The organism is Variovorax sp. PCZ-1, from assembly GCF_018413605.1.
Classification (GTDB): Bacteria; Pseudomonadota; Gammaproteobacteria; order Burkholderiales; family Burkholderiaceae_C; genus JANMDU01.
The window spans coordinates 959,970-982,545 of sequence record NZ_JAHCDN010000001.1 but is presented as its reverse complement, the minus strand read 5'-3'; the positions used below and the strand labels follow the sequence as shown (position 1 = coordinate 982,545).

Genomic DNA, 22,576 nt, shown 5'->3' with positions numbered 1-22,576 from the left:
TAGCATCTCGCGCAGTATCTACGCCGGCGAAGTGCATAAAAAGCCTATAAATCTATAATACGGGGATGTTAAATGCAACCTGCTCGATGCAGCATGCCCGATTTCGGGATGAGCTGCTAGGCGAAAAACACAGCTGTAGCGGTGCTACAGCGAGGCTTTTCAACGCCGCAGATCGCCCGAAAGTGGGCGTGATGCGCGAGCGAGGATGCGTTTAGCATTCCCAATATGACTGTATGGGCTCTAGGCATCAACCACACCACCGCGCCGCTGGATTTGCGCGGTCGCTTTGCCTTTGCGCTCGATCAAATCACGCCTGCGCTTTCCTCGCTTCGCAGCAGCTTGCACGCCGAGCCGGAGCTCACTCTCGTCTCCACTTGCAACCGCACTGAAATTTATGGCTCGGGCGACAGCGCGCAGACGGCCCAGGTGCTGCAGTGGCTTGCCAGCAGTGGCGGCGTGAGCAGCCAATCGCTGCAAAGCCATACCTACACTTTGGAGGGCTCCTCTGCCGCACGACATGCCTTCCGCGTGGCAGCGGGTTTGGATTCCATGGTCCTGGGCGAAACGCAAATCTTGGGACAACTCAAAGATGCTGTGAACGCCGCTGAACATGCTGGCGCGCTGGGCAGCACCTTGCATCAAATGTTCCAGCGCAGCTTTGCAGTGGCCAAAGAAGTGCGCTCAAGCACGGATATCGGCACGCAAAGCATCAGCATGGCTGCAGCCGCTGTTCGCTTGAGCAGCCAGCTTTTTGAAGACCTGTCAAAAATCCGCATCTTGTTCGTGGGCGCAGGCGAGATGATCGAGCTGGCAGCCACGCATTTCGCAGCGAAGAATCCGCGCCAGATCGTGATTGCCAACCGCACGATGGAGCGCGGTCAAGCACTGATTGATCGGCTCGCACCAGCCGCCGCCACGAGCAACACCGCCCTGCACACCATGCATTTAGGTGAGCTGCCTTCTCGCTTGCATGAGTTTGATGCTGTCATCAGCTGCACCGCCAGCACCTTGCCTATCATCGGCCTCGGCGCAGTCGAGCGCGCCATCAAAGCGCGCAAGCGTCGCCCGATCTTCATGGTTGATCTGGCTGTGCCGCGCGATATTGAGCCCGAAGTCAAGGCGCTGGATGATGTGTATCTCTACACGGTGGACGATCTGGCAGGCGTGGTGCAGACCGCGCAAGCCACCCGCCAAGCGGCCGTGGCGCAAGCTGAGGTGATTGTGGATGCCGGTGTGCAGGATTTTCTGCGCTGGATGCAGCAGCGAAGCGAAGGCACCACGAATCTGATCCAGCAGCTCAACGCGCAAAGCGATGCTTGGCGCGCCGCAGAGATCTCACGCGCCAAAAAGCTGCTTGCCAAAGGCGAAGACATTGATGCTGTGCTCGAAGCCTTGTCCAAAGGCGTAGCGCAAAAGTTCCTGCATCCTGCTTATCTTGGTCTGGGAGCTTCTGAGCCATCCCAGCGCGCCGCTGCGCAGGAAGCAGTTCAGCGTTTGTATCTCAAACCGCAAGAGCCAGGCGAGCGTTAGCTTCGCGCTTTGCGTTGTACGGCCAGCTGACCTTCTAGGTATCGCGAAAAGCGCTAAAAGTACGCGAAAAACGCAAAACCACATCAGGATTTTTTCGCGCTTTTCGGTATTCTTTTTGCGATTTTTGCGTTAAACAGCTCATTCAGTTTCATGAAACCCTTTCTCCGATCCAAACTAGAAACCATCCAAGAGCGTTTGCTCGATCTGGAAAGCCTGCTCGCTCAGCCAGACATCATGGCGGATATGAAGGCCTATCAAGCGCTGTCGCAGGAGCACCGCCAAGTCACGCCGACGGCCGGTCGCTATGCGCGCTACCAGCAGGTTGAAAGCGATATCGCTGCTGCGCAAGACATGCTTTCTGATGCCGATATGGCCGAAATGGCTCGCGAGGAAATTGCTTCCGGCGAAGCAGAGCTCATCAAACTAGAAGACGAACTGCAGCGTCTTTTGATTCCACGTGATCCAGATGATGCGCGCGCCGCCTTCGTCGAAATCCGTGCAGGCACAGGGGGCGATGAATCTGCCCTTTTTGCTGGCGATCTCTGCCGCATGTACACCCGCTTCGCAGCCTCACAAGGCTGGCGTGTGGAGATCATGAGCGAGTCACCTTCAGAAGTGGGCGGCTACAAAGAAGTCGTGCTGCGTATGGAAGGCAGCACCGATGAACTAGGTATTGGTGTGTATGGCAAATTGCGCTTTGAATCCGGCGGCCATCGTGTGCAACGCGTGCCCACCACCGAGACGCAAGGGCGCATCCACACCAGCGCTTGCACAGTCGCGGTGATGCCTGAGCCCGACGAGCATCAAGCCATTACGCTCAACCCCGCAGATCTGCGCATTGATACGTTCAGAGCATCAGGCGCAGGCGGCCAGCACATCAACAAAACCGACTCTGCCGTACGCGTGGTGCACTTGCCCACCGGCTTGGTGGCCGAATGCCAAGATGGTCGCAGCCAGCACAGCAACAAAGCCAAAGCCCTGCAAGTGCTTCAAGCGCGTTTACAAGAAAAAGAGCGCAGCGAGCGCGCTGCCAAAGAGGCGGCCACACGCAAAGGCCTGATCGGCAGTGGCGACCGCAGCGACCGCATCCGCACCTACAACTTCCCCCAAGGCCGGATGACGGATCACCGCATCAACCTGACGCTCTACAAACTGCTCTTCATCATGGAAGGCGATTTGGGCGAAACCGTGCAAGCCCTCTTGCATGCGCGTGAGGAAGAGCAACTCAAAGAGCTCGAGCTGGGCACGTCTTAAGCCAGCTTATTTCAAGCTGGTATACCTGCTATCCCGATAAAAACCGCGCAGCAACGCTGAGGTATTGCTAGCATGCATGCAGTCTTGCGGCGTTTCGCGCAAGATCAAGAAGTGCATCAATAGAACCTACGGAGACAAGCATGGTTAATTTCACTCTCAACGGCAAGGCGGTGAGCGCCAAGGCCACGCCCGATACGCCCCTGCTTTGGGTGATCCGCGAAGAAATGGGCATCACCGGTACCAAATTCGCCTGCGGTGTCGCGCAATGCGGTGCATGCACCGTGCATCTGAACGGCGCACCCACTCGCTCTTGCGTGATGCCGCTCTCGGCAGCCGCTGGAGCGCAAGTCACGACCATCGAAGGCTTGGTGCAAACGCGCGAAGGCAAAGCTTTGCAAGATGCTTGGATCGCAGAATCCGCCCCGCAATGCGGTTACTGCCAATCCGGCCAGATGATGGCCGCCGCTGCGGTGATTACAGATGCTCGCGCGCCACTCACCCGTGAGCAAGCGCTAGAGCGTATGGCAGGTAATGTCTGCCGCTGCGGCACGTATAACCAGATCGCCGCCGCTGTGGTGCGCGCTCAGAAAACTTTGGCGTGAAGGGAAGCACACCATGAACTCCCTTCAAATTTCACGCCGCTCCTTCATTGTTGGCTCGGGCGCAGGTGCCTTGGGCATCACTTTCGGCACGATGGATTTTGCGCAAGCGCAATCTGCGCCGTTCACACCCATCGCATGGGTGGTTATTGCTCCCGACAACACCGCCACGATTTACTCAGCAGGCTCGGAAATGGGGCAAGGCACGATGACCTCCCTGCCTGCCGTGGTGGCAGATCATATGGAGCTCGATTGGAGCAAGGTACGCGTGCAACACGCGCCACCGAATCCCCGCCTGTTTGGTAACCCACGCTTTGGCGGCGGCTTGACTACCGGCGCTTCACGTACCGTGACCGGCTATTACGAGCCGCTGAGCTTAGCGGGCCTGCAAGGCAAGCTGGTGATGCTGGGCGCTGCCGCTGCACAATGGAATGTGCCTGTGGCCGAGCTGCGCGCTGAAAACAGCATGGTGATTCATGCGGCGAGCAACCGCCGCGTCAGCTATGGCGATTTGGCCAAGACTGCCACGATGCCTGCCGAGCTGCCCAAGGTGGATAAAACCATGCTCAAACCCATGGCGCAGTTCAAGCTGATTGGCAAAGATATTCCCCGCGTGGATCTCGCTGCCAAAACCAATGGCACAGCCGTCTATGGCATTGATGTGCGCATACCCGGCTTGCATTACGCCAGCCTTCTCTCAGCCCCCGTGCAAGGCGAGAAAGCGGAGAAGGTCGATGACGCAGCAGCCAAAGCCGTGCCCGGCGTGAAAGCCGTGGTGACGATTCCTACGGGCGTTGCCGTCGTGGCCGACTCTTTCCACACCGCCCGCAAAGCGCGTGATCTACTGAAGGTCGAATGGACCAATACGGCGCGTGGCCGCAAATACGATTCTGATGCTGCGATCAAAGAGTATGTGACGCGCGCAGAAAACTTGGCCGATGCCGGCGTGAGCTTCCATGCCCATGGCGATGCTGCCAAAGAAATTGCTGGCGCTGCACGCACATTCAAGGCGACTTACACCACAGAGCATGTGAACCAATTCACCATGGAGCCGATGAATACCACGGCCAAGGTCGATGGCGACAAGATCGAGATCTGGACACCTTCGCAAACCGTGGGCTTCGTCGTGGGCGGCGTGGCAGCTGCAGGCGGCTTCAAGCCGGAAAACATCAAGGTCAACATTCAATTGCTCGGCGGTGGCTATGGCCGCCGTGTGGAAGCTGAGTATGCGATTGATGCAGCTTTGATTGCCAAAGCCGTACCCGGCGTACCTGTGCAAATGATCTGGACGCGTGAAGACGATTTCACCCGCGCCAAGCCGCGCCCAGCTACCGCACAGCATTTGATTGCTGCCGTGAATGCGCAAGGCAAGATCGTGGGCTTGCAGCATCGTGTGGTCGCCGAGCAAATCTATGCGCGTCTCTTGCCAGCGGCCTTCCGCGCCAGTGGCAACAAAGATTCTCCAGTGATGGAATTCGCCGATGGTGTGTATGACATTGCTGGCCATCAGGTGCAGCAGATGGTCGAAGACCGCGGCATCGCTTGCAGCTTCTGGCGCGGCGTGGGCGCGGGTTATGTGAAATTCGGCATCGAGACCCTGGTCGATGAAGTGGCAGTTGCCACCAATCAAGACCCACTGCAAATGCGCATCGAGTTGTGCCACAAATCGCCGCGCGCGCAAGCGGTGTTGCGCGAAGTAGGCAGCATGTCGAATTGGAGTCGCGGTCGCGCTTCAGGCAGAGCGCTAGGCCTCGCCTTCTCCGACGCTTGGGGCACTTTCTGCGCGATGGTCGTGGAAGTCTCCCTCAACCAAGGCCGCCCTGTGGTGCACAACATCTGGGCGGCGGTGGATTGCGGCCATCCTCTCAGCCCAAAGAATATTCAAACCCAGATCGAAGGCAGCGCCATCTATGGCCTGTCTGCCGCTTTGGGCGAGAAGCTGACCTACAAAGCAGGCGAGCCGCAGCAGAAGAACTTGGGTGCCTACAACTTGCTGCGTGCGAACCAAGTGCCCGTGGTCAATGTGAAGGTCATGCCCACGGATAACCATCCTGGCGGCATCGGCGAAGTCGGCCTGCCCCCAATGGCTCCAGCGCTGGCCAATGCGATTGCACGACTGAATGGCGGCAAGCGCTTGCGCAGCTTGCCTTTCCCAGAGCGAGTGGCTTAAAGCCTTTCTCCATAAAAAAAGAGCCGCAGATGCGGCTCTTTTTTTGGCTCAAATCAATTTACTTCCACATCTCCTGCGCCGTCTCAATCACCAAGCGCAGTTTGTTGCGCTGATCTTCCACAGCGATGCTGTTGCCATGTACGGTCGATGAAAAACCGCACTGGGGCGACAAAGCGAGTTGCTCCATCGGTGCGTATTTCGCCGCTTCGTCGATACGGCGCTTCAGATCGTCTTTGGATTCCATTTGGCCGACCTTGGTGGTGACCAAACCGAGCACCACGGTCTTGTTTTTCTTCAAGAAGCGCAAGGGGCGGAAATCTCCGGAGCGGTCGTCGTCGTATTCCAAGAAATAGGCATCGATATTCATCTCGGAGAGCAAGGCTTCGGCCACGGGCTCATAGTCTCCACTGGCCGCAAAGGTGCTCTTGAAATTGCCACGGCACAGGTGCATGGCCAGCGTCATGCCATCTGGCTTGTGCGCAACGACTTTGTTGATGAAGCTGGCATAGCGGCGCGGCAGCTCGTTGGGATCATCGCCACGTGAGCGTGCGGCTTCGCGCATTTTGGGATCACAGAGGTAAGCGAGATTGGTGTCGTCCATTTGCACATAGTTGCAGCCCGCGGCGCTGAGCGATTTGAGCTCATCACCGTAAGCGCGAGCCACATCGTCATAAAACTCGGGATCAAGCTCTGGATAGGCTTTGCGATCAATGCCAGCGCGGCCGCCACGGAAGTGAAGCATCGTTGGCGATGGAATCGTCACCTTAGGTGTGTTGCCCGCGGCGACTTGGGTTTTGAGGTATTGAAAATCCGCCAGCTGGATTTGTTTGGCATGTGTGACCTTACCCACCACATGAATCGCAGGCGGCACGAGATGCTCTTTGCCATCTGCGCCAATTTGCAAAGCTGCTTCGCCAACTTTCACGCCACCGAGCTGCTCCAAGAAATCGAGGTGAAAATATGTGCGGCGAAACTCACCATCGGTGATGCTCTTGAGACCCACACTCTCTTGAAATTTCACGATCTCGGTGATGGCTTTGTCTTCCACCACGCGCAGTTGCTCCGGCGTGATTTGGCCCTTGGCTTTTTGATCGCGGGCTTCCAAAAGGTATTGCGGGCGCAAGAAGCTGCCCACATGGTCAAAGCGGGCGGGAAGATGTGGTGCACTGCTCATTTTTGTCTCCAAGGGTTATTTGTTAAGCCATCTTAAACCATGAATCAAGTTAGCTATTGAATACACAAATACCTGAATTAGCTTAAATAACAGGCAATTTTATTGATTTATTGGCTTCATTGCATACAATGCGTATGCATGAAGTCTGTGAAATCTACATTTCCGCTCAATGCTTGGTATGCCGCCGCCTACGATGTGGAAGTCAGCCATGCTCTGTTTGCGCGAACGATTTGCAATCAAAAAATCGTGATGTATCGCCAGAGCACTGGCCAAGTAGCAGCGCTGGAAGATGCTTGCTGGCATCGGCTGCTGCCGCTTTCGATGGGGCGCTTGGAGGGCGATGAAGTCGTGTGCGGCTATCACGGGCTGGTATTCAACGGCAGTGGCCAATGCACGCACATGCCCAGCCAAGAGACCATCAATCCAGCAGCCTGCGTGCGCAGCTTCCCAGTTGTGGAGAAGCATCGCTTCGTATGGATCTGGCCCGGCGATCCCGCGTTGGCGGATGAAAGCCTCGTGCCTGATTTGCATTGGAATCAAGATGCGCAATGGGCAGGCGACGGCAAGGTGATCCGCGTCGCTTGCGACTATCGCTTAGTGATCGACAACCTGATGGACTTAACGCATGAGACTTTCGTGCATGGCTCTTCAATAGGCAACCGCGCTGTTGCAGAAGCGCCCTTTGTAGCCACGCATGGCGATCGCACTGCAACCGTGACGCGCTGGATGGAAAACATTGAAGGCCCGCCCTTCTGGGCAGGCCAAATCAAACAAGCGCGCGGCTACGAAGGCGCGGTAGATCGCTGGCAGATCATCCGCTTTGAAGCACCCTGCACCGTGTCGATTGATGTAGGCGTCGCGGCGACAGGCACAGGCGCAGTCCCTCCAGGTGGTAATCAAGGTGATGCGCGGCAGAGTGATCGCAGCCAAGGCGTCAATGGCATGGTGCTCAACACCATCACACCTGAAACGGATGGCTCATGCCACTACTTCTGGGCGTTTGCGCGCAACTATTTGATTGGCGAACAGCGCCTCACGCATCAGCTGCGTGAAGGCGTGGCCGGCATCTTCCGGGAAGACGAGCATGTGCTCGAAGCTCAGCAAAAAGCGATTGATGAACACCCAGATCACACGTTTTACAACCTCAACATCGACGCTGGCTCCATGTGGGCCCGGCGCTTGATTGACGGTTTGATTGCGCGCGAGCAACCCCCTTCACCCATTATTCCCATTCGCTTGGCAGCATGATGAATTTGCTATCAAATAGTGAGCATTCTGCGCAGATTCTACGCCGGCGAGATATGGTTTTTATTCATAAAACATGAGCACAATCACAGCTTTGCGCAGCAAAACCCAAGACGGCGACGCAGCCAGCGACAACGCACAGGTACGCGCACAGTTACAGCTGCGCGAGATGATCCTCTCGGGCGAGCTCGGCGCAGGTGCACGCATTGCAGAGTTGAGCTTGGTGGAGCGGCTGGGCGTATCGCGCACACCGATTCGCGCGGCACTGGTGCGCTTGGAGCAAGAAGGTCTCTTGCAAGCCTTGCCGCATGGCGGCTTTGCGGTACGCACATTCAGCGAGCGCGAGGTGGCTGAAGCGATTGAGTTGCGCGGCATGGTGGAAGGCCTTTCTGCGCGCCTAGCTGCAGAGCGTGGCGTAGCGCCAGTGGTGTTAGCTGAAGCGCGAGAAGTGCTGCAGCAGATTGATGGTTTGCTGCAAAGAAACGCGCTCTCTGAAGAAGATTTTTCTGCCTACGTACAACACAACCAGCGTTTTCACACTCTGCTGGGCGAGCTCTCTGGCAGTGAGCTGCTCTCGCGTGAGATGGAACGCGCCGCCAGCATGCCCTTTGCTTCGCCCTCAGCCTTCGTCGTGCTGCAAGCCACTTCGCCCAAAGCACGCGACATGCTGATCGTGGCGCAGGATCAGCATTGGCAAGTATTGCAAGCCATTGAGCAGCGCGAAGGCGCGCGCGCGGAGGCCGTCATGCGCGAGCACTCGCGCTTAGCGCAGCGCAATTTGCGAGATGCCGTGCGCGGCGCAACGCCATCGAACATGCCCGGCGTGCAGCTGATTCGGAAACGCAGCCCATGAAGATCGCATCGCTTGGCATGAGTGCACAGGTGGCGCATTTGCGCGACATCACCCCCACGGTTCGAGAATTCAGCCTACGCTTGGCCGCTGATGTTCCGCCCGCAGCCTACAGCTGGCAACCCGGCGCGCATATCCAAGTGCAAATCCCCGTGCAAGGCCAATTGCAGACACGACATTATTCTTTGCTTCCCTGCGATGAACCCGGCATGCTGAGCATCGCAGTCAAGCGCGCTGAACCGGGGCGCGGTGGCTCACAAGCCATGTGGCGTTTGCAAGAAGGTGATGCACTCTCGATCAGCGCGCCACTGAATCATTTCCATTTGGATTTGAAAGCACCTGCTTATTTGCTGATTGCCGGAGGCATCGGCATCACGCCTTTGCTCAGCATGGCACGCCAACTCAAGCTGCGTTACGCCAATTTTCAGATGATCTATGGCGCGAGAGATGCGCAAGAGCTGGCCTTTCATGATGATCTCAAGCGATTGTTAGGTGATCGTTTGCACACGGTCGTAGGCAGTGCTATTGATTTTTCACCAGCGATCGCCGCACTCCCCACAGGCGCCCAAGCCTATGTTTGTGGCCCAGCAGGCATGCTCGCTTCGGTGCGCGAGGCATGGGGCAAGCAAGATCGTGCGCCTTCCCTACTGCGCTTCGAAACATTTGGCAGCGCTGGCGCAGAACACGCCTTCGAAGTCAATTTGCCGCGACACGATCTTTCGTTTGAAGTATCGCCCGAAATGAGTTTGCTAGATGCGCTTGAGTTGCAAGGCGTCTCGGCCATGTACGGATGCCGAAAAGGAGAATGCGGCCTGTGCGCAGTGAGGGTGCTGGCGCTGGACGGCAGTATCGAACACCGCGATGTTTTCTTCAGCGAGCATGAAAAACACAGCAACACACACATCTGCGTCTGCGTCTCGCGCGTGCGTGGACGCATCACCCTCGACAGCGCCTATCGCTCAGATGCGATAGCTGCTATCGCAACATCAAGCACTCGCTAACCCGAATTGCCAACTAACATTGAACCATCGCATCATTTCAACCCCTAGGAGACAACAACCATGACACGCTTTCGTTTTCAACATTTAGCAGCCGCCACCGCGCTGGCCGCTTGCAGCTTTTCCGCTGCTGCACAAGATGTGGTGCTCAAGTTCCATCACATGTGGCCCACCGTGGCGCAGGGCCACACCCGCGTGGTGCAGCCTTGGTGCGACAAGATCGCCAAAGAATCGAACAACCGCATGCGCTGCCAAGTGCTGCCCGCAGTTTCTGGCGGCGGCACACCTGCGCAAATGTTTGACCGCATGAAAGACGGTGTGGACGATCTCGTGATCACCCTGCCCGGCTACACCGCTGGCCGCTTCCCCGTGATGGAAGCTTTCGAGCTGCCCTTCATGACGTTCAATGCAGAATCCGCCTCACGCGCTGCCTGGGACTACTACGGCAAATACGCCACCAAAGAATTTCAAAACACCAAGATGATCGCCACTTGGGTGCATGACCCAGGTTTCCTGAGCACGTCTTACAAGCGCATTCGCACGCTGGAAGATTTCAAAGGTTTGAAGGTTCGCGCGGCCAGCCGCCAGTCGTCTCGCTTGCTCGCCAAGCTCGGCGCCACTCCAGTGGGCATGCCGATTCCTGCCGTGGCTGATGCCATGAGCAAGGGCACGATTGATGGTTTCTTGACCGCATGGGAAATCATCCCGTCGTTCAAGCTGCAAGAAGTCTCCAGCTTTCACACTGAGATGGATCGCAGCCGCCCCGCCATCTTCACCGCCGGCTTCATCTTCGGCATGAACCAAGCCAAATACGACAGCCTGCCTGCTGATCTGAAAGCCATCATCGACAAGAACAGCGGCCCCGAGCTCTCTCAGACCATTGGTCGCTACTGGGACGAGGCCACTGCCGTGGGTCAAAAATCTGCACGCGATCGTGGCAACACCTTCATCCAAGTGTCTGCGCAAGAAACCGATCGCTGGATCGCAGCATCTGCCAGCCTGCAAGACGATTGGGTTGCCGACATGGACAAGCGCGGCCTGCCCGGCAAGCAAATGCTGCAAGACGCGAAAGACTTGACCAAGAAGTACAACGCGACTTTGAAGAAGAAATAAGCAGCTGACGGCGTGTCTCTGGCGCAGCGCGTCAGAGACACTGTTTTCTACATTCCACGATGCTTTCCTTTCTCAAAAACATCAGCCACGTCATGGGCTTGGCTGGGGCTTTCGTTGCGCTCGCGATCAGCCTGATGACCACCGTCAGCGTCGCCAGCCGCGCCATCTTCAACAGCCCCATCAATGGCGATATCGAAATCACGCAAATGGGGATTGCTTTGGCGATTTCGCTCTGTCTGCCTTGGTGTCAATGGCGTGGAGCGAACATCATTGTGGATTTTTTCACTCAAAAAATTTCTGGGCGCAAGCGCTCCCTGCTCGATGGTTTGGGCTGCTTGCTGCTGGTTGCGATGTATTTCCTACTGGCTTGGCGCACAGGCGCAGGCGCGCTCGCGGTGCGCGAAGCGGGCGAAACCAGCATGATCATCAGCTTGCCGATGTGGTGGGCTTATGCGGCGCTCGCGCCCGGTTTGGCGATTGCTGGTGTGGTCGCGTTTGCGCAAGCCGCACTGCTCTTTAAGGGGAATGATCTCTCTGCTTTACAAGGAGAGTCCTCATGAGTGCCGTACAAATTGGTTTGTTGATGTTCAGCGGCATGCTGCTCTTGATGGCACTGCGCATCCCGATTGCAGCTGCCATGTTCATCCCCGGTGTGCTGGGATACTGGGCCATGACCGAATGGAGCACGCTACTCAATTTGCTCAAAGCCAATGCCGTGGCGCGGCTCACGGTGTATGAGCTGAGCGTGATTCCCCTCTTCTTGCTGATGGGGCAATTCGCCACGCAGGGTGGCTTGTCGCGCGATTTGTTTCGCGCAGCGGCTTCGTTCGTGGGCCATGTACGTGGCGGCTTAGCGATGGCGGCGATTTTGAGCGCAGGCGCGTTCGGCGCAGTCTGCGGCTCATCAGTGGCCACCTGCGCCACAATCACGCAAGTGGCTTACCCTGAGATGAAGGCGCATGGCTATCACGGACGTTTATCCACAGCCACACTCGCAACGGGCGGCACGCTGGGTATCTTGATTCCCCCTTCCGTCCCTCTGGTCGTCTACGCGATCTTGACCGAGCAAAACATTGCCAAACTCTTCGCAGCTGCGATGATCCCCGGCATTATCGCCATGCTGGGCTACATCATCGTGATCGCGCTGTATTGCCGCGCGCGGCCTGATCTGGCCACGCCCAGCGAGCCCGCGAGTTGGGCTCAGCGCGGCACAGCCATCATCTCGATTTGGCCGATTGCCTTTGTGTTCATCGTCGTCTTCGGCGGAATTTACGGCGGCATCTTCTCGCCCACCGAAGGCGCTGCGATTGGTGCATTCATGACCTTCGTGGTGGGTCTCGCCAAACGTGAGCTGAACCTCAAAGGCATTCAAAATTCCTTAATCGGCACGGCAGAGACCACAGCGATGGTGTTCATGATCTTCCTTGGCGCAGACATGATGAACTCCACACTCGCACTCACCGAAATGCCCAAGATGGTGGCCGATTGGGTGTCGAGTTTGCCCATTCCTGATCTCAGTATCGTGCTGGCGATTTTGCTGCTCTATGTGCTGCTCGGCTGCGTGATGGATGAGCTCTCCATGTTGCTGCTCACGCTGCCTGTGATCTTCCCCGCCGTGATGGGGCTCGATCTGTGGGGCTTGGAGCGCGAAGCCAAAGCTTTGTGGTTTGCCATTCTCGTGCTCACCACCGTGAGCATCGGCATGGTTGCACCACCCGTGGGCATGAATGTGTATGTCGTCAACAACATGGCCAAGGAAGTGCCCATGGGCGAGACTTACAAAGGTGTGTTCCCCTTCCTCGCATGGGACGCGATTCGTGTGATCTTGCTGCTGCTGTTTCCTGCGATCAGTTTGTGGCTAGTTACTGTTTTGTTTAAATAGGCTACTCTATGTTCGACGTTTTGTACTGAACTCGCCATCAGCGCGTCGCACCCACCTCCGTTCGTGTCCCCCGGCGGCGATAAACACTGCTCTCCTTCGGCCAGCTGGTTTCGCCGCCTCCTCCTTTACCTCACTGCGGTGGATGCACCACGCTGATGGCTGCGAACGAGCGAAGGCGGACAACAAGCCAACTAGTGCTCGCTTTGATTTCTTTCTTTCGATGAACGCTACTTCGTTCGCAAGATCGCGCTACCTGCGCGTTTTGCGTAGGTATAGGAGGAGGTGGCGAAACCAATCTACCGGAGAAAAACTAAGACTAAACGCCACCGGGGGACACGGAGCAAAGCGTGCAGGTAGTGCGATCCAGCCAGCAAACCAAGAGTCAAGACGACTGGCTAAGACAACCCAAGCAACCGCATCGCGTTATCTTTCAAAATCCCCGGCATCACAGCCTCCTTAAAACCAGCCTCCTGAAAATCCTTCATCCACTTATCCGGCGTGATGAGTGGATAGTCGCTGCCAAACAAGATGCGGTCTTTGAGCAAGGTGTTAGCGTATTGCACGAGCTGAGGTGGAAAGTATTTAGGGCTCCAGCCTGAGAGGTCGATCCAAATATTCGGCTTGTGCATCGCCAGCGAAATCGCTTCGTCTTGCCAAGGCCAGCTCGGGTGAGCGATCACGATTTGAATATCAGGGAAAGCAATCGCCACATCCTCCAGCAACATCGGATTGCTGTTTTGCAAACGCAGACCACCGCCACAACGCATACCTGAGCCAATACCGCTGTGACCACTGTGAAAGATGGCTGGCAGCTTGTGCTCCGCAATCACCTCGTAAATTGGCCAAGCCATTTTGTCGGCTGGCTCGAAGCCTTGCACGGTGGGATGAAACTTGAAGCCGCGCACGCCGTGGCTCTCGACCAAGCGACGCGCTTCTCTAGCGCCCATCTTGCCTTTGTGCGGATCAATCGAGCCGAAGGCAATCATGATGTCTGAATTCGCAGCTGCAGCATCGGCGATTTCTTCATTGGTAATTCGCGTACGGCCAAGATTGCTCTCTGCATCCACAGTGAAATTCACGAAACCGATTTTTCGCTCACGGTAGTAATCAATCGTCTCCTGCATCGTCGGGCGTTTGGCATTTTTGAAATACTTGTCTGCCGCGCGGTCGTATTCTTCGCCATAGTTGTCAAACGGGTTACGGCATGACACTTCCAAATGGGTGTGTATGTCAATTGCTACCAAGTCTTGCGTCTTCATCAATGCTCCTGATTTAATAGCACTCTGCGCAGATTTTATGCCGGCGAATGCTCTATTTTGCTTAATTTTTGCAGTATTTCATGCAGCATCACCCGCTCCCCTGCGCTCAGCACTGAAAGCATACGCTGCTCGCTTTTGAGCAAGGCTTCATGCGCTTGGGTGATCAGACGCGTGCCACTGGCTGTGAGCTGCACTTGGCTGGCGCGACCGTCAGACACACTTTTGCTGCGCGAGAGCAGCTTGCGCGCTGAGAGCTTATCCAGCCACACAGACATGCTTGGCGGCGTGATAGCCAACTCCTTGGCGAGCTGGCTCGGTGTGGTGCACAAGCCCTCGCGCACGAGCTGCAGAATGGTGTATTCCACCGGACGCAGATCAAATTCTTTCTCCACGTCGCGCGCGAAAAACTCCAGCGCCACAAGGTTAGCGCGAGTGATTTGGTAGCCCATGATCTGGGAAAGACTCATCAGCTTATTATTTAGTTTAACTAACTGTTAGTCAAGCATGCAATGGTATTTTAAAGGGTTATCACTGATTCGATATCCTTTGTATTTCATTAAATTAACGAATGAATCGATCACCTGAAACCATGTCTGAAATTTCCACCACTCACGAAGGCGCAGTCGCGCACATCCGCATTGAGCGCCCGCATAAGCGCAATGCGATTTCCGATAGCGTGATCCTTGCGATTGAAGCAGCCTTTGCGGCTTTGCCAGAGAGCTGCCGAGCTGTCGTCATCTCTGGGCAAGGCGATCATTTTTGCGCAGGCTTGGATTTGAGCGAGATCAAAGGGCGCACGAGCGTGGAAGGCTTGCACCATTCGCGCCAATGGCATCGGGTGTTTGACCAAATGGAAAAAGGCACACGACCCATCGTTGCGGCGATTCACGGCGCATGCGTGGGCGGCGGCATGGAGCTGGCGGCGACTTGCCATATTCGCGTGGCAGATGAAACGGCTTTTTTCGCCTTCCCCGAAGGTGCTCGCGGTATCTTCGTGGGCGGCGGTGGCTCGGTGCGCGCGCCTAAGTTGATTGGAACGCATCGCATGCTCGACATGATGCTCACAGGTCGAGTGTACAAAGCCGCAGAAGCTGTGCCCGTTGGCTTTGCGCAGTATCTCGTGCCAGCAGGCGGCGCTGTGGCGAAAGCCATGGAACTGGCTCAGCGCATTGCGACGAATGCACCGATGACGAATTACGCTTTGATTCAAGCGCTGCCACGCATCACCGAAATTCCGGCAGATCACGGGCTATTGATGGAATCACTCATGGCATCCGTAGTGGAAACGGCTCCAGAGGCGCAAGCTCGGGTGCAAGAGTTTTTGGATGGTCGTGGCCCGAAGGTGAAGGCAAGCTGAGTTGAATATGAGCGCCGCACCCAAGTTTCGCGAATTTGAATTCGGCATCACGCGCGCCGTGAAGGAAGAGCGCGATGGCTGCGTGTATTTGCGCGCTGAGCAAGCGCTGCAAGCCTATCCTGAGCGGATGACGGATCGCCTCATTCACTGGGCAAAAGAGCGCCCTGATCAGACTTGGATGGCACGCAGAAATGCTCAAGGTGAATGGGTTCACATCACATACGCCGAAGCTTGGGCAAAGTCGCAAGCCATCGGCCAAGCCCTGCTTAATCACGGTCTGAGCGTCGATAAACCCCTCGCGATCCTCAGCGAAAACAGCCTGGAACACGCCCTGCTCATGCTCGGCGCGATGACAGTGGGTATTCCGTTTTGCTCGGTCTCCACCGCCTATAGCCTGATGAGCCAAGACTACGGCAAGCTGCGCCACGTGCTGGAGACCATCACACCTGGCCTCGTGTACGCGAGCGACTACGCCAAGTATGGCAAGGCGATTGAAGCGACGGTCTCCAAAGACATCCCAATTGCTACAAATTCAATAGCACTCCGCGCAGATTCTATGCCGGCAACCATTGCTTTTGATTCATTAATTGCCACAAAAGTCACACCCGCCGTCCACGCTGCCATGCAAGCCACCAATGGCGACACGATTGTCAAATTTCTCTTCACCAGCGGCTCCACCAAGCTGCCCAAGGCGGTGATCAACACGCAGCGCATGATCTGCGCGAATCAGCAGCAGATTTATCAATCGATGCCTTCGATTTTTGACATTCCGCCCGTGTTGGTGGATTGGCCGCCGTGGAATCACACCTTCGGCGGCAACCATGATTTTTATCTCGTGCTGTTTCATGGCGGCACCTTCTACATCAACGATGGCAAACCCACGCCACAGCTTATTGGCGAGACGATCCGCAATCTCACCGAGATCGCGCCCACGATTTATTACGATGTGCCGATCAGCTTTGAGATGCTCGCCACCGAGATGAAGACGAATGCCGCGCTGCGAAAAAATCTGCTCTCGCGCTGCCGCATGTTTTTTTACGCAGGCGCAGCGCTGGCTCAGCCGATTTGGGATTCGCTTTATGAATCCGAAGAAAAAGAGCTGGGCTATCGCATCCCGATGACATCAGGCTTGGGCATGACGGAATCCGCGCCCTTTGGCCTGTTCGTCACCAATGTGAATGTCAAGGCGGGCGATCTTGGTTTGCCTGCCGCAGGGCTTGAACTCAAACTCGTCAAGCATGGCGACAAAGTAGAAGTGCGCTATCGCGGCCCCAACATCACACCCGGCTACTGGAAAAATCCGGAAGCAAGCAAAGAAGCGTTTGACGAGGAAGGCTTCCTCTCCACCGGTGATGCTGTGAAATGGATTGATGAAAGCAATTTCCATCTCGGCCTGAAATTCGATGGCCGCGTGGCGGAAGATTTCAAACTCTCCACCGGCACCTTCGTGAGCGTGGGCCCGCTGCGCGCCAAGCTGATTGCTGCTGGGGCGCCCTTCATTCAAGATGTGGTCATCACTGGCCTGAACATGCGTGAGGTTGGCGCGCTGATCATCCCTGCGCTCATTCCCGCGAAAAAAACACTGGGCTTACCAACTGAAGCGAGCTACTCTGAAGTCGCAACACATCCCAAACTGCAAGAGGCCATGCAAAAGATGCTCACGAGCCAAGCAGCAACAGCCACTGGTTCTGCCAGCCGAATCGCCCGCGCCGTCGTGCTCACCGATCCACCGAACATCGACAAAGGCGAAATCACCGACAAAGGCTCGATCAATCAGCGCGCCGTGCTCAACCATCGCGCAGCCCTGGTAGAAGCCCTGTATGCCGATGCTGCGCCCATGCAGTTGAAGCCTTGATCTTTTTCACACCACAGGAGACATCCATGCAAACCCGTCGCCAAGCCATCCTCAAAAGCACTGCCGCCGCGGCCACACTCGGCCTAGGCAGCTTACCCACCTTCGCGCAGAAGATGGACACCCTCAAAATCATCGTTGGCTTCCCACCAGGTGGCACAACGGATGCCTTCGCGCGCCGAGTAGGCGAGAAGCTGCGCGGCATTTATGCCAACAATGTGATCATCGAAAACCGCCCCGGCGCGGGTGGGCAGCTTGGTGTGAACACGCTCAAAGCCTCGCCCGGCGATGGCACGGTGATGCTCTATACGCCTGCTTCCATGCTCACCGTGTATCCACACTCCTACTCCAAGCTGGCCTATTCGCAAGCGGATGTTGCGCCCATCTCCATTGGCCACGCCACGGATCACGCTTTCGTTGTTGGCTCGGCTGTGCCAGCTGAGGTGACCAATCTCAAGCAATACGTGGCTTGGGCCAAAGCCAATCCAGGCAAGGTCAATGTGGGCAACCCTGGCGCGGGCTCGATGCCGCATTTGCTCGCTGGCCGCTTTGCCACACTGGCGGATATTCAATCCACCAATGTGCCCTTCCCCGGTTCTGGCCCTGGCGTGCCCCAGGTGCTCGGCGGTCAGCTCGCAGCCATGTCCTCTCCCTTGGGCGATTGGGTGCAGCATGCCAAAACAGGCCGTGTGCGCATCTTGGCCACATCGGGCGCAACGCGCTCACCCTTTGTGGATAACGTGCCCACCTACAAAGAGCAAGGCTTTGATGAGCTCGTCATTCGTGAATGGTTTGGCTTCTTCTTGCCTGCGACAGCATCGCAAGCCGTGCGAGAGCGTGCCTCCACCTTCCTGCGCGCATCGCTGATTCAACCGGATGTGGTGGCCGCCATGGCACCGCTTGCCGCGCACGTTGATCCCGTCACCATCGATCAGTTTGCAAGCCGCCTGAAGGCGGATAGCGAGTTTGCTGGCAAGCTGGTGAAAGCTTTGGGCTTCCGGGCGGATTCTTAATTGCCAACCGATCGAACGCAAAAGACGCCGAAGAACGCAAAATTCGCAAAAAGATTTTTCCATTTTCTTTTTCTGCGAATTTTGCGTTCTATTTTTAACGAGCAACCCAAGCCCCATGAGCAAAACTGTTATTTACGAAGTCGAAGTCATGTTCTCGGATTGCGATCCGGCGGGCATTGTCTTCTTTGCGAATTTCAGTAAATGGATGGATGCCTCGTCGCTGAATTTTTTTGTGCAATGCGGTATTCCCCCCTGGCGCGAATTGGTGAAAACCGAAGGCATCATCGGCACGCCGCTGCTTGAGATCCACACCAAGTTTTCAGTCAGCGCCACCTATGGCGAGAGATTGCAGATTCATACCAGCATCGAAGAATGGGGGCGCAAAACGATTTTGCAGCGCCACATCATCAAGCGTGGCGATACCCTGATCTGCAATGGCACAGAGCGCCGCGCTTTGTGTATCAAGCACCCTGATGACCCAGATCGCTTTAAAGCCATTGAGATTCCAGATTGGTTCAAACAACGCTGCACTTGACGGCGCGTTGGGCTGATCATCTCAAAGATAGATACAACAACGAGGAGATAATTGATGAGAAATTTAAAGCCAAATCAGCACTTTGCCGGCGTATTATCTGCGCTAGCAGCTATCACTTTAGTAGCATGTAGTACATCGCCGGGCAGTGACGGTCTAGGCATGGCCAAGCTCTCCGAAGCCAAGCCCGCCACACTCTCTGCCTGCGCGCAGCTGCCAGCCAGCTTCAAATTCGACAAAACCCGCCTCGAATCCGCAGAGAACATTGCAGCTGGCAAACTCGGCGCTGGCGCACAAACCACCGCCTACAACGCCCCCGAGCATTGCCTTGTCAAAGGCAAGATGCATGAGCGAAAAGGTGTGAACGATCAAGACTTCGCTATTCAATTTGAAATGCGCCTGCCCAAAGATTGGAATGGCCGCTTTTACTACCAAGCCAATGGCGGCATCGATGGCGTGGTGCAACTCGCCTTGGGTGCACACGGCGGCGGCCCGCTCACAGGCGCGCTCGCGCAAGGCTTCGCAGTCATCAGCTCAGACGCCGGCCACACAGGCCGCCAAAACCCCCGCTTCGGTGAAGACCCGCAAGCCCGCGCCGATTACGGCTACCTAGCCGTGGGCAAGCTCACGCCCATGGCCAAGCAACTCATTGCTGCCGCTTACGGCAAAGCCCCAGATCGCTCCTACATCGGCGGCTGCTCCAATGGCGGGCGGCACGCGATGATTGCCGCCTCACGCTATCAAAACGATTACGACGGCTTCCTCATCGGCGCTCCCGGCTATCGCCTGCCCAATGCCGCCGTCGCACAAATGTGGGCACTGCCCGGCTGGCAAGCGCTCGCAACGCCCGGCGCAAGCATGACGCACCCGTTCAACCCCAGCGCCACAATTGCCAACCTCAACACCGCACTATCGCCTGCGGAGCGCCAAACAGTCGCCACCGCCATCCTCGGCAAATGCGACGCACTCGATGGCGCGAAAGACGGCCTCGTGCAAGACACCGCAGCTTGCCAAAAAGCGTTTGACTTAAACCGCGATGTGGCGACTTGTGCATCAGGCTCTGGAGCACGCAACGGTTCATGCCTCAGCGCCGAGCAAAAAACTCAGCTCACCGCCGTCCACACCGGCGGCAAAACCCGAGGCGGCAGCGTGCTCTATTCCAGCTTCCCATGGGACGCCGGCATCTCCGCCGCCAACTGGGCGCAATGGAAATTCGTCAACTCCCAAATCCTCGACCCCGCCGCCGGCTACATCTTCATGACACCCCCGCGCAGCATCCCCAACCCCTTCGCGTTGAACGTGGACGAAGCCTACGCCGCCATCTACGCCACCAACGCCGCATTCCCAGAATCTGCCAACACCCAAATCACGCCCCCCGGCAAATTCAGCCCCGAAAATTTGATCCCCCTGCGCCAGCGCGGCGCAAAAATCTTGGCCTACCACGGTGTCAGCGATGCCATCTTCTCGCACGACGACACCGCCGCATGGATCAACCGCGTCAACGATTCGCAAAACGGCAAAGCCGCAGAATTCGCCCGCTACTACCCCGTCCCCGGCATGGCGCATTGCGGCGCAGGCGGCCCCACTGTGGATCAATTCGATCCACTCACGCCCTTGGTGAATTGGGTAGAACGCGGCGTAGCCCCCCAGCAAATCATCGCCACAGCACGCGGCACAGGCAATGCGGCAGGTGCGAACGCCGAACTCCCCAAAGATTGGTCAGCCAACCGCACCCGCCCCCTCTGCCCATTCCCAAGCAAAGCGATGTACAACGGCAGCGGCAACATAGAAGACGCAGCGTCATTTAGCTGCAAATAAAGACTGAGCTCGAAGAGGCAATCCAAGCGTGTCGGGCTTAACCGCCCACACGCTTCACTTTATGCCCCAGCTTCTGCAGCGCCGCCGTCCGCTTCTCCACATGATCGCCTTGCACCTCGATCACCCCATCCTTGACCGTTCCACCCGATCCGCAAGCCGCTTTGAGCTGCTTGCCTAAAGCCGCCAGCGCCACGGCATCCAAGGCCAGCCCACGCACCATAGTCACGCTCTTGCCTCCTCGCCCTTTGGTCTCGCGCTGCACGCGAACGAAGCCGTCGGCAGATGCATTGTTCGCCACAGCCAAGGCTTTTTTGTTCGCAGCGCACTGGCATTGCGCCACGGGCTGGCGACATTCAGGGCAGATACGCCCCGTTTCGCTGGAATAGACCAAGCTGCTGGCAATTTGACGGTTCATGAGCTGGATTTTCACACTCAATCCGCTCAGTACACCCAGCTGACAAGCCAGCTCTGCTCTCAAAAGTGCAGCAATTTTGCTACAAATTAGGGTTTTCCCGATATCAAAAAGCATAGCTAGCTACGGAAGTTGTAGCATTTTTCTAAAAAAGCGTTATATTTCAATCAGTTCGAGACAAAACCTCTGACATCACTTCATCAAAAATCGCTAGGAGTCACCTTTCATGAGCGCCAAAGACAATGTTGCTGTTAACGCCCTGTTTGACCTGTTGGAATCCCGTTACGCCATGCGCGTGCTCTGGGCTTTGAAAGACGGCCACCCGCAAACCTTCCGCTTGCTGCAAGACAGTGTGGGCGGCATCACCCCCAACACTTTGAACACTCGATTGAAAGAATTGCGCGCGGCCTCCTTGGTCGGCCACGGCGATTCTGGCTACAGCCTCACCAGCGGCGGCACCGATCTCTTGAAGCGCATGAGCGATTTGGGCGCATTTGCCACCAAATGGACCAGCGCTAAAGCCAAGAAAAAGTAATTTCTCCTCGGTTGATTGATCCGATAGATCCGTAGTATCTTTCAGCCCGAAGCTTCAAGCTTCGGGCTGTTTTTTGCCTTTTTTTACCGAAAAACGGCTCCCGCCGGCTTAGAATCTGCGCGACATGCTCTTTATTTGATAGCAATCTGTTTTGCGCATATTCTGTGCCGCAAACTCTTGAAAAAAAGCCCAGCATCTCCATTTGTTGGCTTGGTTCGTATTTTTGCCTCTCTACATCATGTCTGAACAGAAAAAACCTGAGGAAAATCAAGAAGTTAAGCCTTCTGAAGCCCCTACCTCCAGCGCTCCTGTCGCTCCACCCGGCACACCTGCTGACGCTTCTCCTGAAGAAATCGAAGCCGCTTTGGCAGCGAATGAGGCTGATAGCGCCGATGCGCTGACCGTTGCCTTGGCCGAATTGGCCACCCTCAAAGCCAAAGCCACCGATCTGCACGATCAAAACCTGCGCGCCGCAGCCGAAGTGCAAAACATGCGCCGCCGCGCTGAGGAAGATGTTTCCAAAGCCCGCAAATACGCGGTGGAGAGCTTTGCAGAAGGTTTGCTGCCGGTGATGGACAGCTTGACGGCCGGCTTGGCCATCCAAAATGCTACCAACGAGCAATTGCGCGAAGGCGCTGAGGCTACGTTGCGCCAGCTGAAATCAGCTTTGGAGCGCAACAAAGTGCTGGAAATCAATCCCGCGCAAGGCGAAAAACTCGATCCCGCCAAGCACCAAGCGATCAGCGTCGTGCCCGCGCCCGAAGGCTCTGAGCAGGAAGCCAACACGATTGTTGCCGTTTTGCAAAAAGGCTACACGATTGCTGAGCGCACCTTGCGACCTGCGCTGGTCACTGTGGCTGCAGCTAAGGGTTGATCACAAATCAACCAAGAGAACGCAAACGACACAGAACAGCGCAAAAAGCGCAAAAAAGAGTCTGGATTGCTTCGTTTTCTGCGACTTTTGCGTTCTTTTTGCGTATTTT

Annotated in this window: 21 protein-coding genes; 17 read left to right on the top strand and 4 right to left on the bottom strand. The window is 56.4% G+C overall.

Annotation, left to right across the window (positions count from 1 at the left end; all coding sequences use genetic code 11):
* The first annotated feature begins 225 nt into the window (after positions 1-225).
* The 4 genes from hemA to KIH26_RS04820 all read left to right on the top strand — a co-directional run bounded on the left by hemA (position 226) and on the right by KIH26_RS04820 (position 5,553).
* The gene (hemA, locus tag KIH26_RS04835) at positions 226-1,530 is read left to right on the top strand and encodes a glutamyl-tRNA reductase (RefSeq protein WP_213442999.1); all 1,305 of its coding nucleotides are present in this window, start codon (positions 226-228) and stop codon (positions 1,528-1,530) included.
* Positions 1,531-1,680: 150 nt separating this feature from the next.
* Positions 1,681-2,784, top strand: a complete 1,104-nt coding sequence (gene prfA, locus KIH26_RS04830; RefSeq protein WP_213442997.1) for a peptide chain release factor 1 — start codon at positions 1,681-1,683, stop codon at positions 2,782-2,784.
* Between the two features lie 140 nt (positions 2,785-2,924).
* Positions 2,925-3,386, top strand: coding sequence for a (2Fe-2S)-binding protein (locus KIH26_RS04825; protein WP_213442995.1), 462 nt, complete (start codon positions 2,925-2,927; stop codon positions 3,384-3,386).
* A gap of 13 nt (positions 3,387-3,399) precedes the next feature.
* Positions 3,400-5,553: a xanthine dehydrogenase family protein molybdopterin-binding subunit gene (locus KIH26_RS04820; RefSeq protein ID WP_213442993.1), complete on the top strand. Its 2,154-nt coding sequence runs from the start codon at positions 3,400-3,402 to the stop codon at positions 5,551-5,553.
* A gap of 58 nt (positions 5,554-5,611) precedes the next feature.
* On the opposite strand, the gene KIH26_RS04815 is transcribed toward KIH26_RS04820, so the two are convergent.
* The gene (locus KIH26_RS04815; protein WP_213442991.1) at positions 5,612-6,727 is read right to left on the bottom strand and encodes a 5-methyltetrahydropteroyltriglutamate--homocysteine S-methyltransferase; all 1,116 of its coding nucleotides are present in this window, start codon (positions 6,725-6,727) and stop codon (positions 5,612-5,614) included.
* Between the two features lie 138 nt (positions 6,728-6,865).
* On the opposite strand from KIH26_RS04815, the gene KIH26_RS04810 reads away from it, so the two are divergent.
* The 6 genes from KIH26_RS04810 to KIH26_RS04785 all read left to right on the top strand — a co-directional run bounded on the left by KIH26_RS04810 (position 6,866) and on the right by KIH26_RS04785 (position 12,815).
* Positions 6,866-7,975, top strand: a complete 1,110-nt coding sequence (locus KIH26_RS04810) for an aromatic ring-hydroxylating dioxygenase subunit alpha (RefSeq protein WP_213442989.1) — start codon at positions 6,866-6,868, stop codon at positions 7,973-7,975.
* A gap of 73 nt (positions 7,976-8,048) precedes the next feature.
* A complete protein-coding gene (locus KIH26_RS04805; protein WP_213442987.1) occupies positions 8,049-8,825 on the top strand; it encodes a GntR family transcriptional regulator in 777 nt (258 codons plus the stop codon).
* Positions 8,822-9,823 (top strand): PDR/VanB family oxidoreductase, encoded by a 1,002-nt coding sequence (locus tag KIH26_RS04800; RefSeq protein ID WP_213442986.1) that lies wholly within the window; start codon positions 8,822-8,824, stop codon positions 9,821-9,823. Before KIH26_RS04805 ends, KIH26_RS04800 begins: the two co-directional genes overlap by 4 nt.
* Positions 9,824-9,883: 60 nt before the next feature.
* Positions 9,884-10,933, top strand: coding sequence for a TRAP transporter substrate-binding protein (locus KIH26_RS04795; RefSeq protein ID WP_213442984.1), 1,050 nt, complete (start codon positions 9,884-9,886; stop codon positions 10,931-10,933).
* Between the two features lie 59 nt (positions 10,934-10,992).
* Positions 10,993-11,493, top strand: a complete 501-nt coding sequence (locus KIH26_RS04790; protein ID WP_213442982.1) for a TRAP transporter small permease — start codon at positions 10,993-10,995, stop codon at positions 11,491-11,493.
* On the top strand, positions 11,490-12,815 hold the full coding sequence (locus tag KIH26_RS04785; protein WP_213442980.1) for a TRAP transporter large permease: 1,326 nt from the start codon (positions 11,490-11,492) through the stop codon (positions 12,813-12,815). The genes KIH26_RS04790 and KIH26_RS04785 overlap by 4 nt, the downstream gene beginning before the upstream one ends.
* Before the next feature lie 395 nt (positions 12,816-13,210).
* Here KIH26_RS04785 and KIH26_RS04780 read toward each other — a convergent pair whose 3' ends face one another.
* Both KIH26_RS04780 and KIH26_RS04775 read right to left on the bottom strand, forming a co-directional pair.
* On the bottom strand, positions 13,211-14,074 hold the full coding sequence (locus KIH26_RS04780) for an amidohydrolase family protein (RefSeq protein WP_213442978.1): 864 nt from the start codon (positions 14,072-14,074) through the stop codon (positions 13,211-13,213).
* A 35-nt stretch (positions 14,075-14,109) separates the two neighbouring features.
* A complete protein-coding gene (locus KIH26_RS04775) occupies positions 14,110-14,541 on the bottom strand; it encodes a MarR family winged helix-turn-helix transcriptional regulator (protein ID WP_213442976.1) in 432 nt (143 codons plus the stop codon).
* A 101-nt stretch (positions 14,542-14,642) separates the two neighbouring features.
* Here KIH26_RS04775 and KIH26_RS04770 point away from each other — a divergent pair, with 101 nt between their 5' ends.
* The 5 genes from KIH26_RS04770 to KIH26_RS04750 all read left to right on the top strand — a co-directional run bounded on the left by KIH26_RS04770 (position 14,643) and on the right by KIH26_RS04750 (position 20,646).
* Positions 14,643-15,431 carry a crotonase/enoyl-CoA hydratase family protein gene (locus KIH26_RS04770; RefSeq protein WP_249660955.1) on the top strand — a complete coding sequence of 263 codons (789 nt, stop codon included), beginning with the start codon at positions 14,643-14,645 and terminating at the stop codon, positions 15,429-15,431.
* Positions 15,432-15,438: 7 nt separating this feature from the next.
* Positions 15,439-17,286 (top strand): feruloyl-CoA synthase, encoded by a 1,848-nt coding sequence (locus KIH26_RS04765; protein ID WP_213442974.1) that lies wholly within the window; start codon positions 15,439-15,441, stop codon positions 17,284-17,286.
* 26 nt (positions 17,287-17,312) lie between these two features.
* A complete protein-coding gene (locus KIH26_RS04760; RefSeq protein ID WP_213442972.1) occupies positions 17,313-18,296 on the top strand; it encodes a tripartite tricarboxylate transporter substrate-binding protein in 984 nt (327 codons plus the stop codon).
* 115 nt (positions 18,297-18,411) lie between these two features.
* The gene (locus KIH26_RS04755) at positions 18,412-18,831 is read left to right on the top strand and encodes an acyl-CoA thioesterase (protein WP_213442970.1); all 420 of its coding nucleotides are present in this window, start codon (positions 18,412-18,414) and stop codon (positions 18,829-18,831) included.
* 54 nt (positions 18,832-18,885) lie between these two features.
* Positions 18,886-20,646, top strand: a complete 1,761-nt coding sequence (locus tag KIH26_RS04750; protein ID WP_213442968.1) for a tannase/feruloyl esterase family alpha/beta hydrolase — start codon at positions 18,886-18,888, stop codon at positions 20,644-20,646.
* Between the two features lie 37 nt (positions 20,647-20,683).
* On the opposite strand, the gene KIH26_RS04745 is transcribed toward KIH26_RS04750, so the two are convergent.
* Positions 20,684-21,061, bottom strand: coding sequence for a translation initiation factor Sui1 (locus KIH26_RS04745; protein ID WP_213442966.1), 378 nt, complete (start codon positions 21,059-21,061; stop codon positions 20,684-20,686).
* Between the two features lie 223 nt (positions 21,062-21,284).
* Between KIH26_RS04745 and KIH26_RS04740 the strand changes: the two genes are divergently transcribed.
* On the top strand, positions 21,285-21,593 hold the full coding sequence (locus tag KIH26_RS04740) for a winged helix-turn-helix transcriptional regulator (RefSeq protein ID WP_213442964.1): 309 nt from the start codon (positions 21,285-21,287) through the stop codon (positions 21,591-21,593).
* A 238-nt stretch (positions 21,594-21,831) separates the two neighbouring features.
* The gene (gene grpE, locus KIH26_RS04735; protein WP_213442963.1) at positions 21,832-22,467 is read left to right on the top strand and encodes a nucleotide exchange factor GrpE; all 636 of its coding nucleotides are present in this window, start codon (positions 21,832-21,834) and stop codon (positions 22,465-22,467) included.
* The last annotated feature ends 109 nt before the right edge of the window (positions 22,468-22,576 follow it).

Bases quoted from the DNA above. Each gene is read 5' to 3' on its own strand.
- KIH26_RS04780 (WP_213442978.1), bottom strand. From the start codon at position 14,074: ATGAAGACGCAAGACTTGGTAGCAATTGACATACACACCCATTTGGAA.
- KIH26_RS04800 (WP_213442986.1), top strand. From the start codon at position 8,822: ATGAAGATCGCATCGCTTGGCATGAGTGCACAGGTGGCGCATTTGCGC.
- KIH26_RS04820 (WP_213442993.1), top strand. From the start codon at position 3,400: ATGAACTCCCTTCAAATTTCACGCCGCTCCTTCATTGTTGGCTCGGGC.
- prfA (WP_213442997.1), top strand. From the start codon at position 1,681: ATGAAACCCTTTCTCCGATCCAAACTAGAAACCATCCAAGAGCGTTTG.
- KIH26_RS04760 (WP_213442972.1), top strand. From the start codon at position 17,313: ATGCAAACCCGTCGCCAAGCCATCCTCAAAAGCACTGCCGCCGCGGCC.
- KIH26_RS04770 (WP_249660955.1), top strand. From the start codon at position 14,643: ATGAATCGATCACCTGAAACCATGTCTGAAATTTCCACCACTCACGAA.
- KIH26_RS04740 (WP_213442964.1), top strand. From the start codon at position 21,285: ATGAGCGCCAAAGACAATGTTGCTGTTAACGCCCTGTTTGACCTGTTG.
- KIH26_RS04755 (WP_213442970.1), top strand. From the start codon at position 18,412: ATGAGCAAAACTGTTATTTACGAAGTCGAAGTCATGTTCTCGGATTGC.
- KIH26_RS04825 (WP_213442995.1), top strand. From the start codon at position 2,925: ATGGTTAATTTCACTCTCAACGGCAAGGCGGTGAGCGCCAAGGCCACG.
- KIH26_RS04775 (WP_213442976.1), bottom strand. From the start codon at position 14,541: ATGAGTCTTTCCCAGATCATGGGCTACCAAATCACTCGCGCTAACCTT.
- KIH26_RS04745 (WP_213442966.1), bottom strand. From the start codon at position 21,061: ATGAACCGTCAAATTGCCAGCAGCTTGGTCTATTCCAGCGAAACGGGG.
- KIH26_RS04795 (WP_213442984.1), top strand. From the start codon at position 9,884: ATGACACGCTTTCGTTTTCAACATTTAGCAGCCGCCACCGCGCTGGCC.
- KIH26_RS04810 (WP_213442989.1), top strand. From the start codon at position 6,866: ATGAAGTCTGTGAAATCTACATTTCCGCTCAATGCTTGGTATGCCGCC.
- KIH26_RS04785 (WP_213442980.1), top strand. From the start codon at position 11,490: ATGAGTGCCGTACAAATTGGTTTGTTGATGTTCAGCGGCATGCTGCTC.
- KIH26_RS04765 (WP_213442974.1), top strand. From the start codon at position 15,439: ATGAGCGCCGCACCCAAGTTTCGCGAATTTGAATTCGGCATCACGCGC.
- hemA (WP_213442999.1), top strand. From the start codon at position 226: ATGACTGTATGGGCTCTAGGCATCAACCACACCACCGCGCCGCTGGAT.
- KIH26_RS04790 (WP_213442982.1), top strand. From the start codon at position 10,993: ATGCTTTCCTTTCTCAAAAACATCAGCCACGTCATGGGCTTGGCTGGG.
- KIH26_RS04750 (WP_213442968.1), top strand. From the start codon at position 18,886: ATGAGAAATTTAAAGCCAAATCAGCACTTTGCCGGCGTATTATCTGCG.
- grpE (WP_213442963.1), top strand. From the start codon at position 21,832: ATGTCTGAACAGAAAAAACCTGAGGAAAATCAAGAAGTTAAGCCTTCT.
- KIH26_RS04805 (WP_213442987.1), top strand. From the start codon at position 8,049: ATGAGCACAATCACAGCTTTGCGCAGCAAAACCCAAGACGGCGACGCA.
- KIH26_RS04815 (WP_213442991.1), bottom strand. From the start codon at position 6,727: ATGAGCAGTGCACCACATCTTCCCGCCCGCTTTGACCATGTGGGCAGC.